Origin of the sequence: Pseudomonas sp. Kh14 (genome assembly GCF_900291005.1) — a bacterium.
Taxonomy (GTDB): domain Bacteria; phylum Pseudomonadota; class Gammaproteobacteria; order Pseudomonadales; family Pseudomonadaceae; genus Aquipseudomonas; species Aquipseudomonas alloputida.
Genome location: NZ_OLKJ01000023.1, coordinates 1 through 17,824 on the forward strand (window position 1 = coordinate 1; position 17,824 = coordinate 17,824).

Annotated in this window: 21 protein-coding genes; 9 read left to right on the plus strand and 12 right to left on the minus strand. The window is 62.3% G+C overall.

Features of this window, described 5'->3' with window-relative positions; genetic code table 11:
• The first annotated feature begins 148 nt into the window (after positions 1–148).
• The 5 genes from FQ668_RS28525 to FQ668_RS10940 all read left to right on the plus strand — a co-directional run bounded on the left by FQ668_RS28525 (position 149) and on the right by FQ668_RS10940 (position 2,316).
• Complete coding sequence (locus FQ668_RS28525) at positions 149–316, plus strand: hypothetical protein (protein ID WP_162911987.1); 168 nt, start codon at positions 149–151, stop codon at positions 314–316.
• Positions 317–513: 197 nt separating this feature from the next.
• Positions 514–918, plus strand: coding sequence for a TraR/DksA family transcriptional regulator (locus FQ668_RS10925; protein WP_003250099.1), 405 nt, complete (start codon positions 514–516; stop codon positions 916–918).
• 178 nt (positions 919–1,096) lie between these two features.
• Entirely contained in the window at positions 1,097–1,291 is a 195-nt protein-coding gene (locus FQ668_RS10930) for a hypothetical protein (protein WP_012271507.1), read from the plus strand.
• Positions 1,292–1,636: 345 nt separating this feature from the next.
• The gene (locus tag FQ668_RS10935; protein ID WP_014591718.1) at positions 1,637–2,107 is read left to right on the plus strand and encodes a hypothetical protein; all 471 of its coding nucleotides are present in this window, start codon (positions 1,637–1,639) and stop codon (positions 2,105–2,107) included.
• Positions 2,104–2,316, plus strand: a complete 213-nt coding sequence (locus FQ668_RS10940; RefSeq protein ID WP_010953202.1) for a hypothetical protein — start codon at positions 2,104–2,106, stop codon at positions 2,314–2,316. The genes FQ668_RS10935 and FQ668_RS10940 overlap by 4 nt, the downstream gene beginning before the upstream one ends.
• Positions 2,317–2,328: 12 nt before the next feature.
• On the opposite strand, the gene FQ668_RS10945 is transcribed toward FQ668_RS10940, so the two are convergent.
• From FQ668_RS10945 to FQ668_RS10975, 7 genes are all read right to left on the minus strand, one after another.
• Positions 2,329–2,694, minus strand: a complete 366-nt coding sequence (locus FQ668_RS10945; RefSeq protein WP_003250107.1) for a Na+/H+ antiporter subunit G — start codon at positions 2,692–2,694, stop codon at positions 2,329–2,331.
• Positions 2,691–2,969: a K+/H+ antiporter subunit F gene (locus FQ668_RS10950; RefSeq protein WP_003250109.1), complete on the minus strand. Its 279-nt coding sequence runs from the start codon at positions 2,967–2,969 to the stop codon at positions 2,691–2,693. The genes FQ668_RS10945 and FQ668_RS10950 overlap by 4 nt, the downstream gene beginning before the upstream one ends.
• Complete coding sequence (locus FQ668_RS10955) at positions 2,966–3,454, minus strand: Na+/H+ antiporter subunit E (protein ID WP_110159543.1); 489 nt, start codon at positions 3,452–3,454, stop codon at positions 2,966–2,968. The genes FQ668_RS10950 and FQ668_RS10955 overlap by 4 nt, the downstream gene beginning before the upstream one ends.
• The gene (locus tag FQ668_RS10960) at positions 3,451–5,130 is read right to left on the minus strand and encodes a monovalent cation/H+ antiporter subunit D (RefSeq protein ID WP_019437601.1); all 1,680 of its coding nucleotides are present in this window, start codon (positions 5,128–5,130) and stop codon (positions 3,451–3,453) included. Before FQ668_RS10960 ends, FQ668_RS10955 begins: the two co-directional genes overlap by 4 nt.
• The gene (locus tag FQ668_RS10965; RefSeq protein WP_003250128.1) at positions 5,127–5,471 is read right to left on the minus strand and encodes a Na+/H+ antiporter subunit C; all 345 of its coding nucleotides are present in this window, start codon (positions 5,469–5,471) and stop codon (positions 5,127–5,129) included. Before FQ668_RS10965 ends, FQ668_RS10960 begins: the two co-directional genes overlap by 4 nt.
• Complete coding sequence (locus tag FQ668_RS10970) at positions 5,471–8,386, minus strand: monovalent cation/H+ antiporter subunit A (RefSeq protein ID WP_144180109.1); 2,916 nt, start codon at positions 8,384–8,386, stop codon at positions 5,471–5,473. The genes FQ668_RS10965 and FQ668_RS10970 overlap by 1 nt, the downstream gene beginning before the upstream one ends.
• Positions 8,387–8,535: 149 nt before the next feature.
• Positions 8,536–9,486 carry a DMT family transporter gene (locus FQ668_RS10975; RefSeq protein ID WP_104887324.1) on the minus strand — a complete coding sequence of 317 codons (951 nt, stop codon included), beginning with the start codon at positions 9,484–9,486 and terminating at the stop codon, positions 8,536–8,538.
• 84 nt (positions 9,487–9,570) lie between these two features.
• Here FQ668_RS10975 and FQ668_RS10980 point away from each other — a divergent pair, with 84 nt between their 5' ends.
• Complete coding sequence (locus FQ668_RS10980; RefSeq protein ID WP_026031877.1) at positions 9,571–10,134, plus strand: helix-turn-helix domain-containing protein; 564 nt, start codon at positions 9,571–9,573, stop codon at positions 10,132–10,134.
• A 48-nt stretch (positions 10,135–10,182) separates the two neighbouring features.
• On the opposite strand, the gene FQ668_RS10985 is transcribed toward FQ668_RS10980, so the two are convergent.
• Positions 10,183–10,731 (minus strand): cysteine hydrolase family protein, encoded by a 549-nt coding sequence (locus tag FQ668_RS10985; RefSeq protein ID WP_019437605.1) that lies wholly within the window; start codon positions 10,729–10,731, stop codon positions 10,183–10,185.
• 82 nt (positions 10,732–10,813) lie between these two features.
• On the opposite strand from FQ668_RS10985, the gene FQ668_RS10990 reads away from it, so the two are divergent.
• On the plus strand, positions 10,814–11,806 hold the full coding sequence (locus FQ668_RS10990; protein ID WP_019437606.1) for a GlxA family transcriptional regulator: 993 nt from the start codon (positions 10,814–10,816) through the stop codon (positions 11,804–11,806).
• A gap of 81 nt (positions 11,807–11,887) precedes the next feature.
• Positions 11,888–12,268, plus strand: a complete 381-nt coding sequence (locus tag FQ668_RS10995) for an antibiotic biosynthesis monooxygenase (RefSeq protein ID WP_010953211.1) — start codon at positions 11,888–11,890, stop codon at positions 12,266–12,268.
• Here FQ668_RS10995 and FQ668_RS11000 read toward each other — a convergent pair.
• The gene (locus FQ668_RS11000; protein WP_019437607.1) at positions 12,247–13,017 is read right to left on the minus strand and encodes a S9 family peptidase; all 771 of its coding nucleotides are present in this window, start codon (positions 13,015–13,017) and stop codon (positions 12,247–12,249) included. The two genes, FQ668_RS10995 and FQ668_RS11000, sit on opposite strands and share 22 nt — an antisense overlap.
• On the minus strand, positions 13,001–14,119 hold the full coding sequence (locus tag FQ668_RS11005) for a DUF3182 family protein (RefSeq protein WP_019437608.1): 1,119 nt from the start codon (positions 14,117–14,119) through the stop codon (positions 13,001–13,003). The genes FQ668_RS11000 and FQ668_RS11005 overlap by 17 nt, the downstream gene beginning before the upstream one ends.
• A gap of 220 nt (positions 14,120–14,339) precedes the next feature.
• Between FQ668_RS11005 and FQ668_RS11010 the strand changes: the two genes are divergently transcribed.
• Positions 14,340–16,148: an aminopeptidase P family protein gene (locus tag FQ668_RS11010; protein ID WP_019437609.1), complete on the plus strand. Its 1,809-nt coding sequence runs from the start codon at positions 14,340–14,342 to the stop codon at positions 16,146–16,148.
• Between the two features lie 39 nt (positions 16,149–16,187).
• On the opposite strand, the gene FQ668_RS11015 is transcribed toward FQ668_RS11010, so the two are convergent.
• Complete coding sequence (locus FQ668_RS11015; RefSeq protein ID WP_014591706.1) at positions 16,188–16,469, minus strand: hypothetical protein; 282 nt, start codon at positions 16,467–16,469, stop codon at positions 16,188–16,190.
• Positions 16,470–16,662: 193 nt separating this feature from the next.
• Complete coding sequence (rhtA, locus tag FQ668_RS11020) at positions 16,663–17,550, minus strand: threonine/homoserine exporter RhtA (RefSeq protein ID WP_010953215.1); 888 nt, start codon at positions 17,548–17,550, stop codon at positions 16,663–16,665.
• Between the last annotated feature and the right edge of the window lie 274 nt (positions 17,551–17,824).

A 17,824-nucleotide genomic window follows, 5' to 3' on the forward strand; every position in this document is an offset into this window, starting at 1 on the left:
TCAAACGCGACAAAAAGTAACCAAAAAACGCTGCGCTCCCATCATCCGGCCCCTGCGCTGCGCTCCGGGGTCCCCTCACTCCGGCCTTGCTCCCGGCAGGACCGCGCCGAAGGCCCCATCCTGGGGCCTCAGCGCTTGACGGGCATCCATGCCCGTCACCTGCCTCCGCAAGGCCTGCGTTCGGCCTCCTGAAGTCGCGAAGATCAAGATCAAGATCAAGATCAACGGCAACGGCAACGGCAACGGCAACGGCAACGGCAACAGCAGGCGGATGGGCACTGCCAGAATCTCAGTTTACTGCTGGCCCAGCAGCTGAGCTGGGGTGCCGACCGGCGGATTGTGAGCAGTGGAAGCAAATTCGCACCCATTTGCAGTTGCTCCACGCGGCGTGGCGCCTTAGACTGCCGCCCCCGTAAAAGAGTGCCGGTTGGCGCTTGAAGAATTCCGCTGGCGATGCACAGGCATCGACGGCACATGAATCGCCCAAATGCACATTTTTTCATAGAGAAATCGATGACCAAGGAACAGTTGCTGGCCATGTCGGCCGATGACTACATGAACGCCGACCAGCTTGCCTTCTTTACTGAGCTGCTGCAGGCGATGAAAGTCGAAACCCATGAACGCATCGAACTCAGCCGCACCACCATCGAAGGCCTGGACACTCCGTCAGACCCTGCCGACGTGGCTTCGGTCGAAGAAGAACGTAGCTGGCTGGTAAATGCCATCGACCGCGACCAGCGCCTGCTACCACAGCTGGAAATGGCCCTGGACCGTATTGCCGACGAAAGCTTCGGCTGGTGCGATGACAGTGGTGAGCCCATCGGCCTGAAGCGCTTGCTGATCAGCCCGACCACCAAGTACTGCATCGAAGCCCAGGAGCGCCACGAGCAGCTCGACCGCCACCAGCGCCAGGTATAAAACCGCGCGTGGTGCCAAGCCCCTCGGAGCTATCCCTGGGGCTTTTTGCGTTTCTCGACGAGACCGTTTTTGTTGCGCCTTACGAAACACTGCTGTACCGCGATGCGCTGTTTCCGCGTCACTGTCAGGCGTATCATGGCTTTATCGTTAGGGTGCTAATTAAATTCCGGAGGGGATGATGAATAGCCGAGTCGATGTGGCTGTGATGATAGGGTCGGGTGTGCCGGCCACCTTGCAGGCGCTGGGCAAGCGTATTTGCTGGGTAGTGCTGGTCAATGGAGAGCGTCGCGGCACCGCCTTCGCCACGCGCGAAGAAGCGCTTGAGTGCCAGGCTGCCTGGCAGCAGCAGCTGAAGAAAGGGCTGGCTGCCTGAAAATGTTTATTGCCTCTCGACGGGTTTCGGTGTTTTCGGGCATATTTGTCCTACAGTAATGCGCACATGGATGCCAGGGCTTGTCTTCTTGCAGGCTCACGCCATTGGTTGCGTTTTCTGGCGAGTGATTTCAGGCATCACGCTTCCCAAGCCGGGAATGAGCCAAACGCCTTCGGTTGAGGGCGAGTCTGGCAAACCAGAGTAAAGATTCCTGCACGCTGCATCGTCGGCGAGCACAGACATTTCGCATATCGCTTTATTACTCTTTTTGCCTATCGATAAGAAATGGCCGTGCCTCCCCGAGCTTGGGTGAGGGCGGGTTGTAACCGGTTGAGGATTACTTCATTGGCAGTCAGCACACTTGATACGCATGCGTTGTTCGCCCTGGGCGACTTGCGCGGTAAATTGGCCCAACTGTTTCAGGGCCGCTTCATCTATGTCACCGAACAGAGTCCCGAAGGCCTGTACATGGCCGAAATCGACACCGAGAGTGCACTGGTGGTCGATGACAAGCAGCGCCTTGAACTGAAAGTCGGCGACCACTTTCGTGCTGCCGTATTGCCCAGCCGCGAAGGTGGCAAGTTGGAAATGCGCTTTCGCGACATCAAGTTGAATGTGTATGGCGTGGGTGATTACGCCTTCGTTTCTGTGCCGGAAGGCGAGGGCATCGTATTTCGTGAAGGCCATGGCGTGATGCTGGTATTCGCCGCGCAGCAGCAAGTGCAGGAAGGCCTGGGCAAGTTGCTTAAAGCAGTGACTGGCAAGGTCGCCAAATGGCGCAAGGGTGAACTGACCACCTTCAAGGCCAGTGAATGACCGACAGTCACGACTCACCAGCCTCGCGGGCCGAGTTTCATCGGCAGCACCAGGCAGATGCCGTGGCTGAGGCAGAACGTTTGCTGGCCGGGCGTGAGAAGCTGCAAGGCGCCTGGTTGACTTGGGTGGCGGCTGAGCTCTATCGCCTCAGCCCGCCACCGTATGCCGCCATGGTCCGGCGCGAGTTGCAGCGTCTCAGCCAAGGTTGAGACGGCAAACCTTCAATTGCCACGGTCTCGGCCGCTGCTGACCTCTTCAGGCACCGGCTCTTTCGACATGCGCTTGCGGAATAGCGCCGCCCGCGCCAGCAACAGCGTGGTTATCGGCACGGTGATCGACAGCAGGATCGGAATCAGCCACGCGTGGAGCACCGGGGTGCCCTTGAGCCACGAAAAGTAGATGATCGAGGCCAGTGCAACGCACCAGGCACCAAGGGTCGAGGCCAGCGCTGGCGGGTGCATGCGCTGGAAGTAGTCTTTCAGGCGTACCAGGCCTATAGCACCGACCAGCGCGAACAGGCTGCCGGTGAGCAGTAGCGCGGCGGTGACCAGCTCCAGCCAGAAGGGCAGTACCAGGGCTTCAGTCATTCGATCACCTCACCGCGCAGCAGAAACTTGGCCAAGGCAAACGAGCCGACGAAACCAAACAGTGCAATCAGCAGGGCACCTTCGAAGTAGGTGTCACTGGCATAACGGATACCCAGCACCAGCATGGTGAGCATGGCCAGGATGTACAGGTAGTCCAGGGCCAGCACGCGGTCTTGGGCGGACGGGCCACGGAACAGCCGGATCAGCGCCAGGCCCATGGCCAGGGCGAAGATGAACAGGCTGGCGAGGACGGCATTGGCGAGCAGGCCTGTCATTGGAAAATCTCCATAAGCGGGCGTTCGTAAGTGTCCTTGAAGTGCTGTATGAAGGCCGCTTCATCGTCCAGCTCAAACACATGCAGCAACAGCACGCTGCGGTCCAGTGCCAGTTCGGACCAGACTGTGCCAGGCACCACGGTGGTGATCATCGACAGCGCTGCCAGGCCGTGGGGGTCACGCAATGCCAATGGTATGTGAACGAACGCAGAGCGGGGCGGTTGCTTGCCGGCCCGCAGCACACCACGGGCCACCAGCAGGTTGGAGGTGATCACATCGATGCCGACCCGGCAGATGAGGCGGGCGATGACCAGGGGGCGCCGTACGTGTGCATGCTGCGGGCGCAGGGGCGCCATCAACAGTGGCGCCAGTATGCCAAGTGCGGCGCCCAGCAGCAGGTTGCCGGGGCTGATCGAGAGGTTCAGCAGCAGCCACAGGCCGAACAGCGAGACCGATAGCAGTGGAGCGGGGAACAGTCGGTTCATGGCTGCACCTGTACGTCGCGCGAGGTGGGGCCAGGAATCGGCTGGGCGGCCATCACGGCTTTGATATAGGCATCGGGGGCCTGCAGGCTGGCGGCAGTGTCCTGGGTGTAGCGCAGCAACGGCTCGGCCTTGAAGCTGAGGATGAGGCACAAGCCGAGCAGGATGACGATGGGCAGGCATTCATAGCGCCGCAGCACCGGTGACGGGCGCTCTTCGGGCTTCCAGAAACGCTGGATGCCGACGCGGCCGAAGGCGATCAGCGAGGCCATGCCGGACAGGATCAGCAACGCCACCAGGCCCCAGCCGGCGGCACTCAGCGGCTGCTCGGCCGGTACGCCGAGGCCCAGTGGATTGAACAGCGCGCTGATCAGGTTGAGCTTGCCGACAAAGCCCGACAGCGGCGGCATGCCGATGATCAGTAGTGCGCAGGCAATGAAGCTGAGGCCGAGGAAGGCCATGGTCCACGGGATGATCTGGCCGATTACCACCTGCTGTTCATCGTCGAGGTTGATGCCCTTGGGCGGGTGCAGCGATTCCAGTGGCGGTGGCATGGCGTCTTCTTCTTCGTCCAGCGGCGCTTCATTGGCTGAGCGTGAGCGTTCGACCAGTTCGGCGAGCAGGAACAGTGCGCACAGCGCAAGTGTCGAGTTGACCAAGTAGAACAGCGCCGCGCCGGTCAGGGCCGCCTGGGCAAAACCCACCGCACCCAGCAGCGTGCCGGCCGAAACCAGGATACTGAGTGCCGCCATACGCTCCAGGCGCTGTGCTGCCAGAATCGATACCGCTGCCACCGCCAGGGTAACCAGGCCGCCGTAAATCAGCCATTCGCCGCCGAAATGCGCCGAGGCCCCGGCCTGCCCGGAGAACAGCAGCGTCCACAGGCGCAGCACGGCGTACAGGCCGACTTTGGTCATGATGGCGAACAGTGCAGCCACCGGCGCGCTGGCTGACGCGTAAGCTGGCACCAGCCAGAAGTTCAGCGGCCAGATACCGGCCTTGACCAGGAAGGCCACGGCCAGGATTGCCGCGCCGGCATGCAGCAGGCCACGGTCGGCCTCCGGTACCAGTGGAACCTTCAGCGCCAGGTCGGCCATGTTCAGGGTGCCGGTCACGCCATACAGCATCGCTGCGCCGATCAGGAACAGTGACGAGGCAAACAGGTTGATAGCGATGTAGTGCAGGCCGGAACGCACCCGCGCACGCCCCGAACCATGCAGCAGCAAGCCATAGGAGGCAGCCAGCAGCACTTCGAAGAACACGAACAGGTTGAATAGGTCGGCGGTGAGGAAGGCGCCGTACAGCCCCATCAACTGGATCTGGAACAGCGCATGGAAGCTGGCCCCTGCACCGTCCCAGCGGGCACGGGCAAACAGCAGGGCGCTGAAACCGATGACCCCGGTCAGGCTCAGCAAGAGCGCGGACAGGTGGTCCACTACCAGCACGATGCCAAACGGCGCTGGCCAGTTGCCTGGCAGGTACACGCCGATCGATGCTGCCTGGCCCTGTGTGCGCACCCACAGCAGCAGAGAGACCGCGATTGCCAGGCCGGTGAAGGTTGACAGCAGGTTCAGACTGGCCTTGATATGCCTGTGCTTTTCACCCAGCAGCAACATCATCGCCGCCGTAATCAGCGGCAGTAGAATGGGGGCGACAATCAGTTGGCTCATACCACTCATTCGTCACGCTCCCGGCCGTCCACGTGGTCGGTACCGGTCAGGCCGCGCGAGGCCAGCAGCACCACCAGGAACAGCGCGGTCATGGCAAAACTGATGACGATGGCGGTGAGCACCAGTGCCTGTGGCAGCGGGTCGGTGTAATGCAATAGGTCCTGGGTAACGCCATCCTTGATGATTGGCTCCTTGCCGATGAACAGGCTGCCCATGCTGAAGATGAACAGGTTGACCCCGTAAGAAAGCAGACACAGGCCCATGATCACCTGGTAGGTACGCGGGCGCAGGATCAGCCACACCCCGGAGGCAGCCAGCACGCCGATGGCGACTGCAATCACTTCTTCCATCAGGCGGCTCCTGCTTGGCTGGTTTTTGCCGGGTTGCCCGGGCGATAGGCGCGCACCGACTGGTGCGCCAGGGCCGTGAGGATCAGCAGGGTCGAGCCGACCACGACGGTGTATACGCCGATATCGAAGAACAGCGCGCTGGCCACGTGCACATCACCTAGCAACGGCAGGTGCAAGTGGGCGGTATGGGTGGTGAGGAACGGGTAACCCAGCAGCATGGCGCCGGCCCCGGTCAGGGTCGCGCACAGCAGCCCGGTGCCCATCCAGCGCAGCGGCCGCAGGCTCATCTGCGCCTCGACCCACTGGGTGCCGGCCACCATGTACTGGAGGATGAACGCCACCGACATGACCAAGCCAGCGACAAACCCGCCGCCGGGCTGGTTGTGCCCGCGCATGAACAGGTACATCGACACCAGCAAGGCGATCGGCAGCAGCAGGCGCACCAGCGCTGCCGGCACCATCATGAAGCCCAGCGCGGTATCGGTGGCATGCCGCGGGTTGATCAGGTCGGTGACCACGTCTGGCGCCAACTGGCGTTGTTGCGCCGGCAGCTGCATGCTCTCTTTCGGAGGACGGAAGCGCCGTAGCAGGGCGAACACGGTCAATGCCACAGCCACCAATACGGTGATTTCACCGAGGGTATCGAAGCCGCGGAAGTCGACCAGCATGACATTGACAACATTGGTGCCGCCGCCCTGAGGCAATGCGCGGCTCAAATAGAACGAGGAAATGTCGTTGGGCGTCGGCCGGGTCAGCATGGCGTACGACAGCAGCGCCATGCCGCCACCCACCAGCACGGCCAGCAGCAAGTCGCGCAGGCGGCGCAGGCGCGCGCGCTCCAGGCTACCCGGCAGCGGCGACACGCCTTCGATACGCCGTGGCAGCCAGCGCAGGCCGAGCAGGATCAGCACGGTGGTGACCACTTCCACCACCAACTGGGTCAGTGCCAGGTCGGGCGCAGAGAACCAGACGAAAGTGATGCAGGTCATCAGGCCGCAGACGCTGACCATGATCAGTGCCGCCAGGCGGTGGTACTTGGCCTGATAGGCGGCGCCGATGGCGCAGGCAATGGCGATCAGCCACAGGGCGACGAACACGCCCGAACCGGGAATCTTCGGGCGATCACCCCAGCTCAGGCCGCTATACAGCATAGGCGTGAGGCCCGCGAGGAACGCGGCGAATACCAGCATGAACAGCTGCGACTGCAGTCGGCGGGTGGTGAGCACGCGCTCGATGCGACGCGCCAGCAGCATCAGGTGAACCTGGCCGTGCTCGAACAGTCGCTTGCCATTGAAGCGCTCGATCACGGGCGGGTAGGGGAAGCGGCCCAGGCGCAGTTGCTTGCGCAGCAACAGGTACAGGACTATGCCGCCGCTCATGGCGACCAGGCTCATGATCATCGGCGCGTTCCAGCCATGCCAGATGGCCAGGCTGTATTCCGGCAGGGTACCGCCAACCACCGGCAGGGCCGCAGCGGCCAACAGGGGGCCGACCGACTGGGTGGGGAAGATGCCCACTACCAGGCACGTGAGCACCAGCAGCTCCACCGGAGCACGCATCCAGCGTGGCGGCTCGTGCGGGGTATGGGGCAGGTCCTGGGCCGTCGGCCCGAAGAACACATCGACGGTAAAACGCAGGGCATACGCCACGCTGAAGGTGCCGGCCAGGGTGGCGATTACCGGCAGCGTGGCCTCGACCCAGGCGGTGGAACTGATGAATACCGTTTCGGCGAAGAACATTTCCTTCGACAGGAAGCCGTTCATCAGTGGCACGCCGGCCATCGACGCGCTGGCGACCATGGCCAGGGTCGCGGTGTAGGGCACCAGGCGGATCAGGCCGCTGAGGCGGCGAATGTCACGGGTGCCGCTCTCGTGGTCGATGATGCCGGCGGCCATGAACAGCGAGGCCTTGAAGGTGGCATGGTTGAGAATGTGGAATACCGCGGCGACGGCAGCCAGCGGGCTGTTAAGACCCAGCAGCAGGGTAATCAGGCCCAGGTGGCTGATGGTCGAATAGGCCAGCAGGCCCTTGAGGTCATTCTGGAACATGGCGGCGAAAGCGCCGAGCAGCAGGGTGAGGGCACCGGCACCGCCGACGATCCAGAACCACTCCTCGCTACCGGAAAGTACCGGCCACAGGCGTGCCAGCAGGAACACCCCGGCCTTGACCATGGTTGCAGAGTGCAAATAGGCCGACACCGGTGTGGGCGCTGCCATGGCGTGGGGCAGCCAGAACTGGAAGGGAAACTGTGCGCTCTTGGTCAGGGCGCCGATGAGTATCAGGGGCAGCAGCACCGGGTAAAGCGCATGCTGGCGGATGGTATGCCCGGCAGCCAGAACCTTGTCCAGGTCATAGCTGCCGACCACATGGCCGAGCAGCAGGGCCCCTACCAGCAGGCACAAGCCGCCTGCACCGGTTACCATCAGCGCCATGTAGGCGCCGCGACGGGCGTCGGCGCGGTGGTGCCAGTAGCCGATCAGCAGGAAGGAGAACAGGCTGGTCAGTTCCCAGAAGAACACCAGTTGGATCAGGTTGCCGGAGATGACCAGGCCGAGCATGGCGCCCATGAAGGCCAGGAAGAACGCGAAGAAGCGTGGTACCGGGTCTTGCGGTGACATGTAGTAGCGCGCATACAGCGATACCAGCGTGCCAATGCCCAGTACCAGCAACGAGAACAGCCAGGCAAAGCCGTCCATGCGCAACACCAGGTTCAGCCCCAGGCTGGGTAACCACAGGAACTCTTCGCGAATGACGCCACCATGGGCAATCTGAGGGTACAGAAGTGCTACCTGGACGGTGCCGACCAGGGCTACGAGCCCGGCAAGAATGGACTCGGCGTTACGTGCGTTGTGCGGCAGCACAGCTGCCAGGCAACTGCCCACGAACGGCAGAAGCAATAGCACTATCAAGGACATAGCGGCCTATTCTGGAGAAGTTTGCAAGAATCATACGTGCCGAGGTGTTTATCACCAACACGCAAGCTGTCGCAGAATCCTACAAACCGGCTGTGACAAGCGGTTTTTTTATAACAGTTTTTTACAAAGAATAGCCGCTGCTGACTGTTTTACAGCCCCGCCTGGCGTTCGCCCGGGTTCTGCACATCGCGTGTTTCGACGGTTTCGCGAGGGCGCCGCACCTTGAGTTCACTGACCACCACGGCGACCACGATCAGCAGGCCGCCGAGCAGCGCCACGCCAGGCAGGCGCTCGCCAGCCAGACGCCCGACGATGCCGGCCCACACCGGTTCACCGGCATAAATGAGTGTGGCGCGGGTAGGCGAGACCGACTTCTGTGCCCAGTTCATCGCCACTTGGATCACTGCACTCATTGCGCCCAGGCCCACTGCGCTGGCCAGCAACAGCCAGGAGAAGTCGGGGATGCGCTCCTGGGTCGGCACGATCATCAGGAACGCCAGCAGCGATGCAGTCGCCAGTTGCACCACAGTAACCCGGCGCACATCGACCTGACCGGCGTAGCGGCTGATCAGAATGATTTCACCGGCGATGGCCACGGCGCTGATCAGGGTGACCAGTTCGCCCTCGCTGAAACGCAGGCTGCCGCCTTCCGGCCCGGCCAGCAGCATCAGGCCGATGAATGCCAGGCAGATACCCATGCTGGGCATCAGGCCAGGGCGACGCCCCAGCACCAGCCACTGCAGCAGCGGCACGAACGGGACGTACAGCGCAGTGATGAACGCTGACTGGCTGCTGCTGATGGTTTGCAGGCCCATGGTCTGCAGGCCATAGCCGAGCATGATCGACACGCCGATCAGCATGCCGGCCTTCAGTTCGGTGAAGGTCAGGCCGGGCAGCGCTCGCGCCGAGACCACACCAACGAACAGCGCGGCTGCCGCAAAGCGCAGGCCGACGAAGAACATCGGGCCGCTGACGGCCATCACGTTATGCACCAACAGGAACGTGCCGCCCCACAACATGGTGATGAATACCAGCACCAGTTCGGCCTTGCTCAGGCGGAAGGTGGCGGCAGGGGTGGGCTTGTTGCTGGGCTGGTTCATGGTCTTGCACACTCGGAAAGGGCGGCGCACAATCGCCGCAAAAGTGGGCAGTATACTGCGCAATCTCGACCAGTGAGCAATATAGTGCACAAGGATTCTTCGCACCGGGCATCGGTGCTGCAACATGTCAGCCTCAATGTGCGCCGCCTGCGCAACGCCGCCGGCTTGAGTCAGGCGGCGCTGGCCGAGCGTTCAGGGGTCAGCCGGCGCATGCTGGTCGCGATCGAGGCGGGCGAGAAGAATGTCAGCCTGACCACATTGGACCTGATTGCCGAAGCCTTGGGCGTGGCTTTCAGTACCCTGATCCAGGCGCCGGAGCTGCGCGACCCCGGGCGCATTGAAGAGCTGGCGTGGGCTGGCGAACACCCGCAGAGCCGAGCGGTGTTGCTGGGCACCAGCCCGGCAAGGCGCGAGGTGGAACTTTGGGAATGGACCCTGGCACCGGGGGAGTGCTATTGCAGTGAGGCCGATGCCGAAGGCTGGAGCGAGCAGATCTACGTGGTCGATGGGCAACTGACGCTGATCATCGAAGATGTCGAGCATCGCTTGCAGGTGGGGCAGTTCCATGTGTTCCCCAGCAATTGCCGGTATGCCTACCGTAACGATGGCGTGGTGGCTGTTCGGTTTGTGCGCAATGTGGTGATTTGAGGCAGCAGGCTTTGGGGCTGCTGTGCGGCCCCAAAGGTCTCAAGCCGATCAGTTTTTCAGCAGCTCGTCGGTCTTCACCACATCGGCATAGGCAAACGCCAGCGCCGCCATCGCCGAATCGTGCACATGAGCCGCCGGCACCTGCTTGCCGTCGAACGTCAGTGGCAGGGTTGCGCAGGCATCGTGCGCCACGGTCACTTGATAGCCCATATCGGCCGCAGCCCGGGTGGCAGCATCAATGCACATGTGGCTCATGCTGCCGACGATGGTCAGCGCCTCGACGCCATGCCGGTCCAGCGTGTGCTCAAGATCGGTACCGAGAAAGGCGTTGACCTTGTGCTTGAGCACCACCGGCTCGCCCGGCAATGGCTCGACCTTGGTGTGGATGGCCGCACCCTGCGAACCGGGGGCAAAGAAGGGGGCATCGGCAGTGTCGAACTCATGCCGCACATGCACCACCAGGTCGCCGCGCTTGCGTGCTGCTGCCAGCAGGCGGGCGGCGTTGTCGGCTGCCTGGTCGACGCCATCGAGGGGCCACTTGCCGCCGGGGAAGTAGTCGTTCTGGATGTCGATGATGATCAGTGCCTGCTTGCTCATGCTGCCTCCTGTGGCAGTAGTCGTCGAGAGACGTTAGTTATAGGCTGTGTTCACCCACCTGAGGATTGGCGCGAACGACACTATGCGGGCAAAAACTGACACCAGCGCTAACCTGGATATCGGCTTGCTGTTGTACCCCGGCGTGCAGCGCGCCGCTGTGCATGGCCTGGCCGACCTGTTCCTGGTGGCCAACCGGGTGGCGGCCGAACTGGGGGCCGTCGAGTTGCCACACATTCGCGTCAGTTGCTGGCAGGCAGATGAGACGGGGCAGTTGTTGCCTGCGTCGGATAACTCTGCTGTCACCGTACCGGGCCTGCGCGTCCTGATCATTCCGCCAAGCCTGGAGTCGGCCCCGCAAACCGAATTGCTCGAACGCCACCGCGCGCCGCTGTGCCTGCTGCACGGGCGTGGTACGGTGCTGGCGTCGGTATGCATCGGTGTATTTTTCATTGCCGCCAGCGGTTTGCTCGACGGGCGCCCGGCCTGCACGCACTGGAACTATGTGCAGGCGCTTGCCCAGCGCTTCCCCAGGGTGCGGGTAGAGGCCCAGCAGCCGTTGCTGGATGACGGCGACATCGTGACCTCGGCAGGGTTGATGGCCTGGACGGACCTCGGCTTGCGCTTGCTGGAGCGCTTTTTGGGGGCGACGGTGGCTCAGGAGACCGCTCGCTATCTGGCCGTCGATCCGGTCGCGGCGCCGCTGCCCGGCGCTGTGTTCAACCCGCGCCTGGACCACGGCGACGAGGCCGTGTTGAAGGTGCAGCACTGGTTGCAGGGCAATGGCGGGCAGGATGCCGACCTGGCCACGATGGCGGCCTGCGCGGGGCTCGAGGCGCGCACTTTCTTGCGGCGCTTTCGTGCCGCTACCGGGCTGCGCCCGACCGAGTATTGCCAGCAGGTGAGGGTGGGGCGGGCGTGCCGCTTGCTGGAGTTTACCCGGCGCACCGTCGAACAGATCGCGTGGGGTGTCGGTTACCAGGATCCGGGCGCGTTTCGCAAGGTATTCCAGCGTGTCATCGGCCTTACCCCGAGTGACTATCGGCGGCGGTTTGCGGTATCCAGCCAGGGTCTGTAGAAACCACTTGACCTTGACTTTGCTTGAGGTTTTACCCTGCTCGGCATCGCGCTGCATGCGTACGTAGCCAGGAGACTGTCGATGTTGGCAACACCTCATGCCTTGTGGTTCACCCAGATGATCGAATACGAAGTGCCCAGTATGTACCAGCAAGCATTGGCTCAGGCCCTGGTGGAGCGTAGTGAAGCATTGGCTGCGCGTTGCGAAGGGCTGCAGGGTGTGAGTATCCAGGCCAGCGACGATGGCTGCCGAGTATTGCAGTACCTGCAATGGCAGTCACGCCAGGCCTGGGCTGCGGCGGCCGTGCACTTCGTCGAGGAATCGTTTCTTGACCTGCTGGGCCAGCATCAGGCACGCGGTGTCAACTTCGCCGCCTACCAGGCCCTGCGCAGCCTGGTGCGCGGGGACGATGGCGTCCTGCATTGCCAGATGGGCGGTCCTCAGGCATACCAAGGTGCGTAGTGCGGGTAGCGATCCAGGCGGGCACCGATGACCATTTCGCTGATCCATGCCGCCAGGAGCGAGCTATACGCTTTCTGGCTCTGTTCGCTGGACAGCGCGTGGTCGGCGCCGTCGACGATGCGATGGGTGAGCGAGTGGGCGTTGACGAACGCCGAGCGGTAATTCATCAAGGTACTGTGCGGCACGTAGTCATCCTGCTCGGACTCCACCAGCAATACATCCCCGCCGAATTCGGCGCACGCGGCCAGCGCGCGGTTGTCGGCCGGGCCCAGGGGGCGCTGGCGATAGGCATTCAGGCGTTGACGGTCAAGGGTTTGCTTCGGGCTGCCCCATTCGTCATCCCAGTACATGGCAGGTACCCGCAGGGCCAGCCACCTGACCGGCCGTTCGCGGGTCAGCAGAGTCGCCAGGTAACCGCCATAGCTGCTGCCGATAATGGCGATGGCGCTGTTGTCGACCGCCGGGTGGCTGACCAGTCGATCGTAAGCCACCAGCAAGTCCTGCAGGTTTTGTTCACGGGTGACCGTGAGGCGCTGGCTTTCAGTTTTTTCGTGACCGCGCAGGTCGAAGGTCATGCACACGCATCCCAGTCCGGTGATATGCCGGGCGCGGGCCAGGTCACGTTGCTGGCTGCCGCCCCAGCCGTGTACGAAGAGAATGCCCGGCATTTTGGTGCCCGGGCTGACCAAGGTGCCGGCGATGTGGTCATTCTCGACCTGCAGTTCAACGGTTTCACTCTGAATGGCCATGGTCGCGAATCCGCGCAAATTTGCTGAGTTGTCCGAGTTCACTGTCGTTTCCTTGGTAAAAGAGGGTGGCGTCAGCGGGCAGGTCGGGGTTGCCGAATACTTCGTGGGTGGAAGCACGCACCCGTTGCAATGCGGGGTCATCGGCAAATGCCTGCAGGGCCAACAGTTCGGCACTGCTGGCACCACCCAGGCGCCAGGATTGTTCGAGCACCCCGCTGCACAGATGGCCCGAAGGGCTGATGCCGCGGGCGATGTCATAGTTGCGACGTGAGGCGACAAAGCCCGGGAAGTGCTGCTCGGCGGCTTGTTCGTAAACCATGGCCTGGTTGATGGCAAGGCGCAGGTGGTCTTCTAGTGGGAGCTGTAGCAACGCCTGATAGTCGCCACGTACCACCACCAGGTCAGAACCGCCGTAGACCTCGGTACCCTGATGGTCACGTGTCAGTTGCTGGGTGCCGTGGTAGCTGCAGGTCAAGCCGGCGACGCGCACCTGGCCGACGCTGAAGGTTTGCACCTCGCTCAGGTCTTCTTCGAGCACCAGGCCCCACTGCGCCAACGTTTGGTCATCCATATCGGCCAGCAGAGGCTCCAGGGCATCTGCAGTGGTGATGACCTGTTGCCCACGTCCTGCGCAAGCCAGTACCGGCTTGACCCTCAGCGGGCCGTCGAGCAGCAGCAACTGTGCGGCAGTGCGAGCGTCGGCTTTGCTGAACACGGTGTAGCCGCGCAGCAGGGCATCGCTGGCCTGCCGGGCGAAGTCGTCGGTCCAGCCCGGCGGGAAGCTGGCCCCGGCGGGTAACGGGTGAGAGATCGCCTTGGTCGCCATGTAGGGGTACGGCACCATGCCGCCAAACAGGTCCTGCTCGCTGCAAATACCCAAGGCGGCATATCGTCTGGGGTCGATCAGGGTCTCGGTTGGCAGGTAATAGTAGGCATCGGCAGCGTCTGGCGGCCGCATGGGCTGTATAAGTGGGCAGCCCAGCAAACGTGCCAGGCCTTCGGCAAGCTTGAGATGAACGCCGTGCTCGTGTTCGGGCGTGTGGTCGCGGGTGTCAAGCAACACCACGCCGGCTTTCGGTTCGATGGCACTGGGCATAGTCATTTGCCTGTGTGCAATGAATGTACTGTGTGTGAAGCCGGTGTCCTGGGGAAGTTCAGGGAAACTTGATCGGTGGTCCTGGTCCTGTTGTAGGAAGTGTCCTATTGGCACAGGGCGTCGTGGGCAAGGCATGCCGTATCTTGGTCGTCGCGATTGCAGCGCCCTGGCGGCTGTTCCATTATCGGCCTATTGGATCAACCGTTATGAAGCCGCAGGAGAGCGCATGAACGTCCAGACCACCCTTGAGCAAAGCGTGCCGCAGCGACTGGTGCACGTGCGCCAAGCCATGGCGGCAGGAGGCATCGATGCCTTGCTGGTCCCCTCGGCCGACCCCCACCTATCCGAATACCTGCCCGGTTACTGGCAGGGGCGCCAGTGGCTTTCGGGGTTCCATGGCTCGGTTGGTACGCTGGTGGTCACCCCCGGCTTTGCCGGGCTGTGGGTCGACAGCCGCTACTGGGAGCAGGCAGCTCAGGAGCTGAAGGGCAGCGGCATCGAACTGATGAAACTGTTGCCGGGCAAACCCGGGGCGTTGGAATGGTTGGGCGAAAATGTCGAGCCCAACGGTCGCGTGGCAGTGGATGGTGCGGTCATGGCCCTGGCTTCGGCGCGCCAGCTGGCTGAGCGGCTGAAGGCGCGTGGAGCGCAGCTGGTAACAGACATGGACCTGCTGGGTCAGGTCTGGGACGGGCGCCCGGCGCTGCCAGGTAACCCGGTGTACCAGCACCTGCCGCCCCACGCCACGGTGAGCCGGGCGGAAAAGCTCGCGCAATTGCGCCAGGGCATCCAGGCCAAGGGTGCCGACTGGCACTTCATCGCTACCCTGGATGACATTGCCTGGCTGTTCAACCTGCGCGGCAGCGATGTCTCCTACAATCCGGTTTTCCTGGCCTTTGCCCTGATCAATCAGCAGCAGGCCATCCTGTTCGTGGGCCAGGACAAGGTGGACGAGCACCTGCGTCATGTGCTGGAGGTCGATGGCATCGAGGTGCGCGACTACAGCGAAGCAGGCAAGGCGCTAGGCACCGTTCCTGCGGGGGCGCGGCTGCTGGTGGACCCGGCCCGGGTCACCTGCGGCCTGCTGGACAACTTGGCGGCAGAGGTGATTCTTGTCGAGGGGCTAAACCCCACCACGCTGAGCAAGTCCTGCAAGGGTGACGACGACCTGGTGCATATTCGCCAGGTCATGGAGCAGGACGGCGCAGCCTTGTGCGAGTTTTTCGCCTGGTTCGAGGCGAACCTCGGCCGGGAGGTCATTACCGAGCTGACGGTTGACGAGCAATTGAGTGCCGCGCGTGCTCGACGGCCAAATTTCGTGTCACTGAGCTTTTCTACCATTGCCGCCTTCAATGGCAATGGCGCGATGCCACACTACCGGGCCACCGAGCAGTCGCATGCGCTCATCGAGGGTAATGGCTTGCTGCTGATCGACTCGGGCGGTCAATACCTGGGCGGCACTACCGACATTACCCGCATGGTGCCGGTCGGTAACCCCAGCCAGGCTCAGAAGCAGGACTGCACCCGTGTACTCAAGGGCATGATTGCCTTGTCGCGTGCCACGTTCCCGCGAGGGGTGCTGTCGCCGTTGCTCGACGCCATTGCCCGGGCGCCGATCTGGGCTGACCAGGTCGACTATGGCCATGGTACCGGCCACGGGGTGGGCTACTTCATGAACGTGCATGAGGGGCCTCAAGTGATCGCCTACCAGGCGGCACCTGCACCGCAGACGGCGATGCAAGTGGGCATGATCAGCTCGATCGAGCCGGGGACGTACCGCCCGGGGCAGTGGGGCGTTCGCATCGAGAACCTGGTGGTCAACCGCGAAGCGGGGAAGAGTGCCTTTGGTGACTTCCTGCAGTTCGAAACCTTGACGCTGTGCCCTATCGACACCCGCTGTCTGTTGCCCGAGTTGCTGACCAAGGAGGAGGTGGAGTGGCTGAACGGCTACCACGCCTGCGTACGTGAGCGCCTGGCGCCCTTGCTCCAAGGGGATGCGCTAGCCTGGCTGGAGATGCGTACTGCACCGCTGTAACGCAGCGGAAAAAGGGCAGTTTGCGAACTGCCCTTTTCTCTATTTACAGATGATGATCATGCTCCGGCTGGTGTAACCCGCCGGGTTGATGCCGAACAAATAGTCACCGGCCTCTTCATCGCTATCGCCCGAGCGCGCAATGACCCGGTAGCCGCGCGTGCTGCAGGCGCTTGCGGCCTTGCTGTAGCAATTGTCCCACGAGGAAGAAAGACCGGAGCAGTTGATATGCAGGCCCTTCTTGCCCCTTTTGACCTCGGTCTTGGCTGTGGCGGCACATCCAGCAATGGCCAAGATGGCCAGGATGAGAAAAATTCGTTTCATTCCTGTCCTTAAATGCAGGGCAAATCAGTTGTCACGACCCTGTCGTTGTCGCTTCGGTTCTTCCTGAACCTTCCCCCAAGCGTCCGTGTTCGGCCCAGTAGATAGCGTAAAGATGATGATTCTGTGACAGCTTAATCAGCGAGACAGGCTGCTACAATCATTAATCCTTTCTCAAATGAAAATATTTCTCATATCAGTCTGCTGCGATGGCCGGGCTGGGCGCCTTGCGCATGGACAGGGTGGTGCCGACCGAGGCGGTAATGATTGCCAGAATCGCCAGCCATTGAGTGAGCGTCAGCACCTCGCCGAGGAAAAGCAGGCCGGACAATGCGCCAAATGCCGGTTCGATGCTCATCAGGGTGCCGAACGTGCGCGCCGGAATCCGCGTGAGGGCAACCATTTCCAGGCTGTATGGCAGGGCGGTGGACAGTATTGCAACGGCAAACGCCATGGGGATCACGGCAGGTGTGAGCAGAGCGCTACCGGCGTGGGCGATACCGATGGGGGCGACGAACAGGGCCGCGACCACCACCCCCAGGGCCGCGCTCTGGATGCCGTGCTCGGCCCCTGCACGTTGCCCGAACAGGATGTACAGCGCCCAGCACACACCCGCCCCCAGCGCATAGGCGGCGCCCACTGGGTCGAGTGCCTGGCCGCTGTGACCTGCCGGCAGCAACAGCAGCAGGCCTGCGATGGCCAGGGCAATCCACAGGAAATCGATCGCTCGGCGCGAGGAGAAGATCGCCACGGCCAACGGGCCGGTGAATTCCAAGGCGACGGCGATACCGATTGGTACCGTTTGCAGGGCCATATAGAAGAGGAAGTTCATGCCGCCCAGTGCCATGCCGTAGATGACCACATTGCGCAACGTGTTGGCGGTCATGCGTACCCGCCACGGGCGCAATATAAGCAGCATGATGATGCTGGCGAAGATCAGGCGCAGGGTGGTGGTGCCTTGTGCGCCGACGATCGGGAACATGCTTTTGGCCAGGGAGGCGCCGGACTGAATCGATGCCATGGCGATAAGCAGTAGGCCGATCGGGAAGAGGGTGGCGGCCAGGCTGCGGGGTTGGGTGTTCATTTAAGTGCGGCAATCCTTGGGCGGGGGAGGTGGTGAGCAATATAGTGCGCAATTGGTGGGGGAGGTGGTAGCCCTCAAGCGGCTTTGCCAGAAATATTTCAAATCATTGAAATTAAAGGTTGACCTTCTCGATGGCCTCCCTATAATGCGCACCACTCCAACGCGGTAGCGAAGCAAAGCTAGCCACTGTATTGAGTCAAGTGTTTGAAGCTAAACGAGTTTCTCGCAAAAAACTTCAAAATAAACGCTTGACAGGCTCTGAGGAAAGCGTAGA

Bases quoted from the DNA above. Each gene is read 5' to 3' on its own strand.
- FQ668_RS10985 (WP_019437605.1), bottom strand. From the start codon at position 10,731: ATGAGCAAGCAGGCACTGATCATCATCGACATCCAGAACGACTACTTC.
- FQ668_RS28525 (WP_162911987.1), top strand. From the start codon at position 149: ATGCCCGTCACCTGCCTCCGCAAGGCCTGCGTTCGGCCTCCTGAAGTC.
- FQ668_RS10940 (WP_010953202.1), top strand. From the start codon at position 2,104: ATGACCGACAGTCACGACTCACCAGCCTCGCGGGCCGAGTTTCATCGG.
- FQ668_RS10990 (WP_019437606.1), top strand. From the start codon at position 10,814: ATGCGGGCAAAAACTGACACCAGCGCTAACCTGGATATCGGCTTGCTG.
- FQ668_RS10930 (WP_012271507.1), top strand. From the start codon at position 1,097: ATGAATAGCCGAGTCGATGTGGCTGTGATGATAGGGTCGGGTGTGCCG.
- FQ668_RS10945 (WP_003250107.1), bottom strand. From the start codon at position 2,694: ATGACTGAAGCCCTGGTACTGCCCTTCTGGCTGGAGCTGGTCACCGCC.
- rhtA (WP_010953215.1), bottom strand. From the start codon at position 17,550: ATGAACACCCAACCCCGCAGCCTGGCCGCCACCCTCTTCCCGATCGGC.
- FQ668_RS11010 (WP_019437609.1), top strand. From the start codon at position 14,340: ATGAACGTCCAGACCACCCTTGAGCAAAGCGTGCCGCAGCGACTGGTG.
- FQ668_RS11015 (WP_014591706.1), bottom strand. From the start codon at position 16,469: ATGAAACGAATTTTTCTCATCCTGGCCATCTTGGCCATTGCTGGATGT.
- FQ668_RS10960 (WP_019437601.1), bottom strand. From the start codon at position 5,130: ATGAGTGGTATGAGCCAACTGATTGTCGCCCCCATTCTACTGCCGCTG.
- FQ668_RS11005 (WP_019437608.1), bottom strand. From the start codon at position 14,119: ATGACTATGCCCAGTGCCATCGAACCGAAAGCCGGCGTGGTGTTGCTT.
- FQ668_RS10955 (WP_110159543.1), bottom strand. From the start codon at position 3,454: ATGAACCGACTGTTCCCCGCTCCACTGCTATCGGTCTCGCTGTTCGGC.
- FQ668_RS10950 (WP_003250109.1), bottom strand. From the start codon at position 2,969: ATGACAGGCCTGCTCGCCAATGCCGTCCTCGCCAGCCTGTTCATCTTC.
- FQ668_RS10965 (WP_003250128.1), bottom strand. From the start codon at position 5,471: ATGGAAGAAGTGATTGCAGTCGCCATCGGCGTGCTGGCTGCCTCCGGG.
- FQ668_RS11000 (WP_019437607.1), bottom strand. From the start codon at position 13,017: ATGGCCATTCAGAGTGAAACCGTTGAACTGCAGGTCGAGAATGACCAC.
- FQ668_RS10975 (WP_104887324.1), bottom strand. From the start codon at position 9,486: ATGAACCAGCCCAGCAACAAGCCCACCCCTGCCGCCACCTTCCGCCTG.
- FQ668_RS10995 (WP_010953211.1), top strand. From the start codon at position 11,888: ATGTTGGCAACACCTCATGCCTTGTGGTTCACCCAGATGATCGAATAC.
- FQ668_RS10970 (WP_144180109.1), bottom strand. From the start codon at position 8,386: ATGTCCTTGATAGTGCTATTGCTTCTGCCGTTCGTGGGCAGTTGCCTG.
- FQ668_RS10925 (WP_003250099.1), top strand. From the start codon at position 514: ATGACCAAGGAACAGTTGCTGGCCATGTCGGCCGATGACTACATGAAC.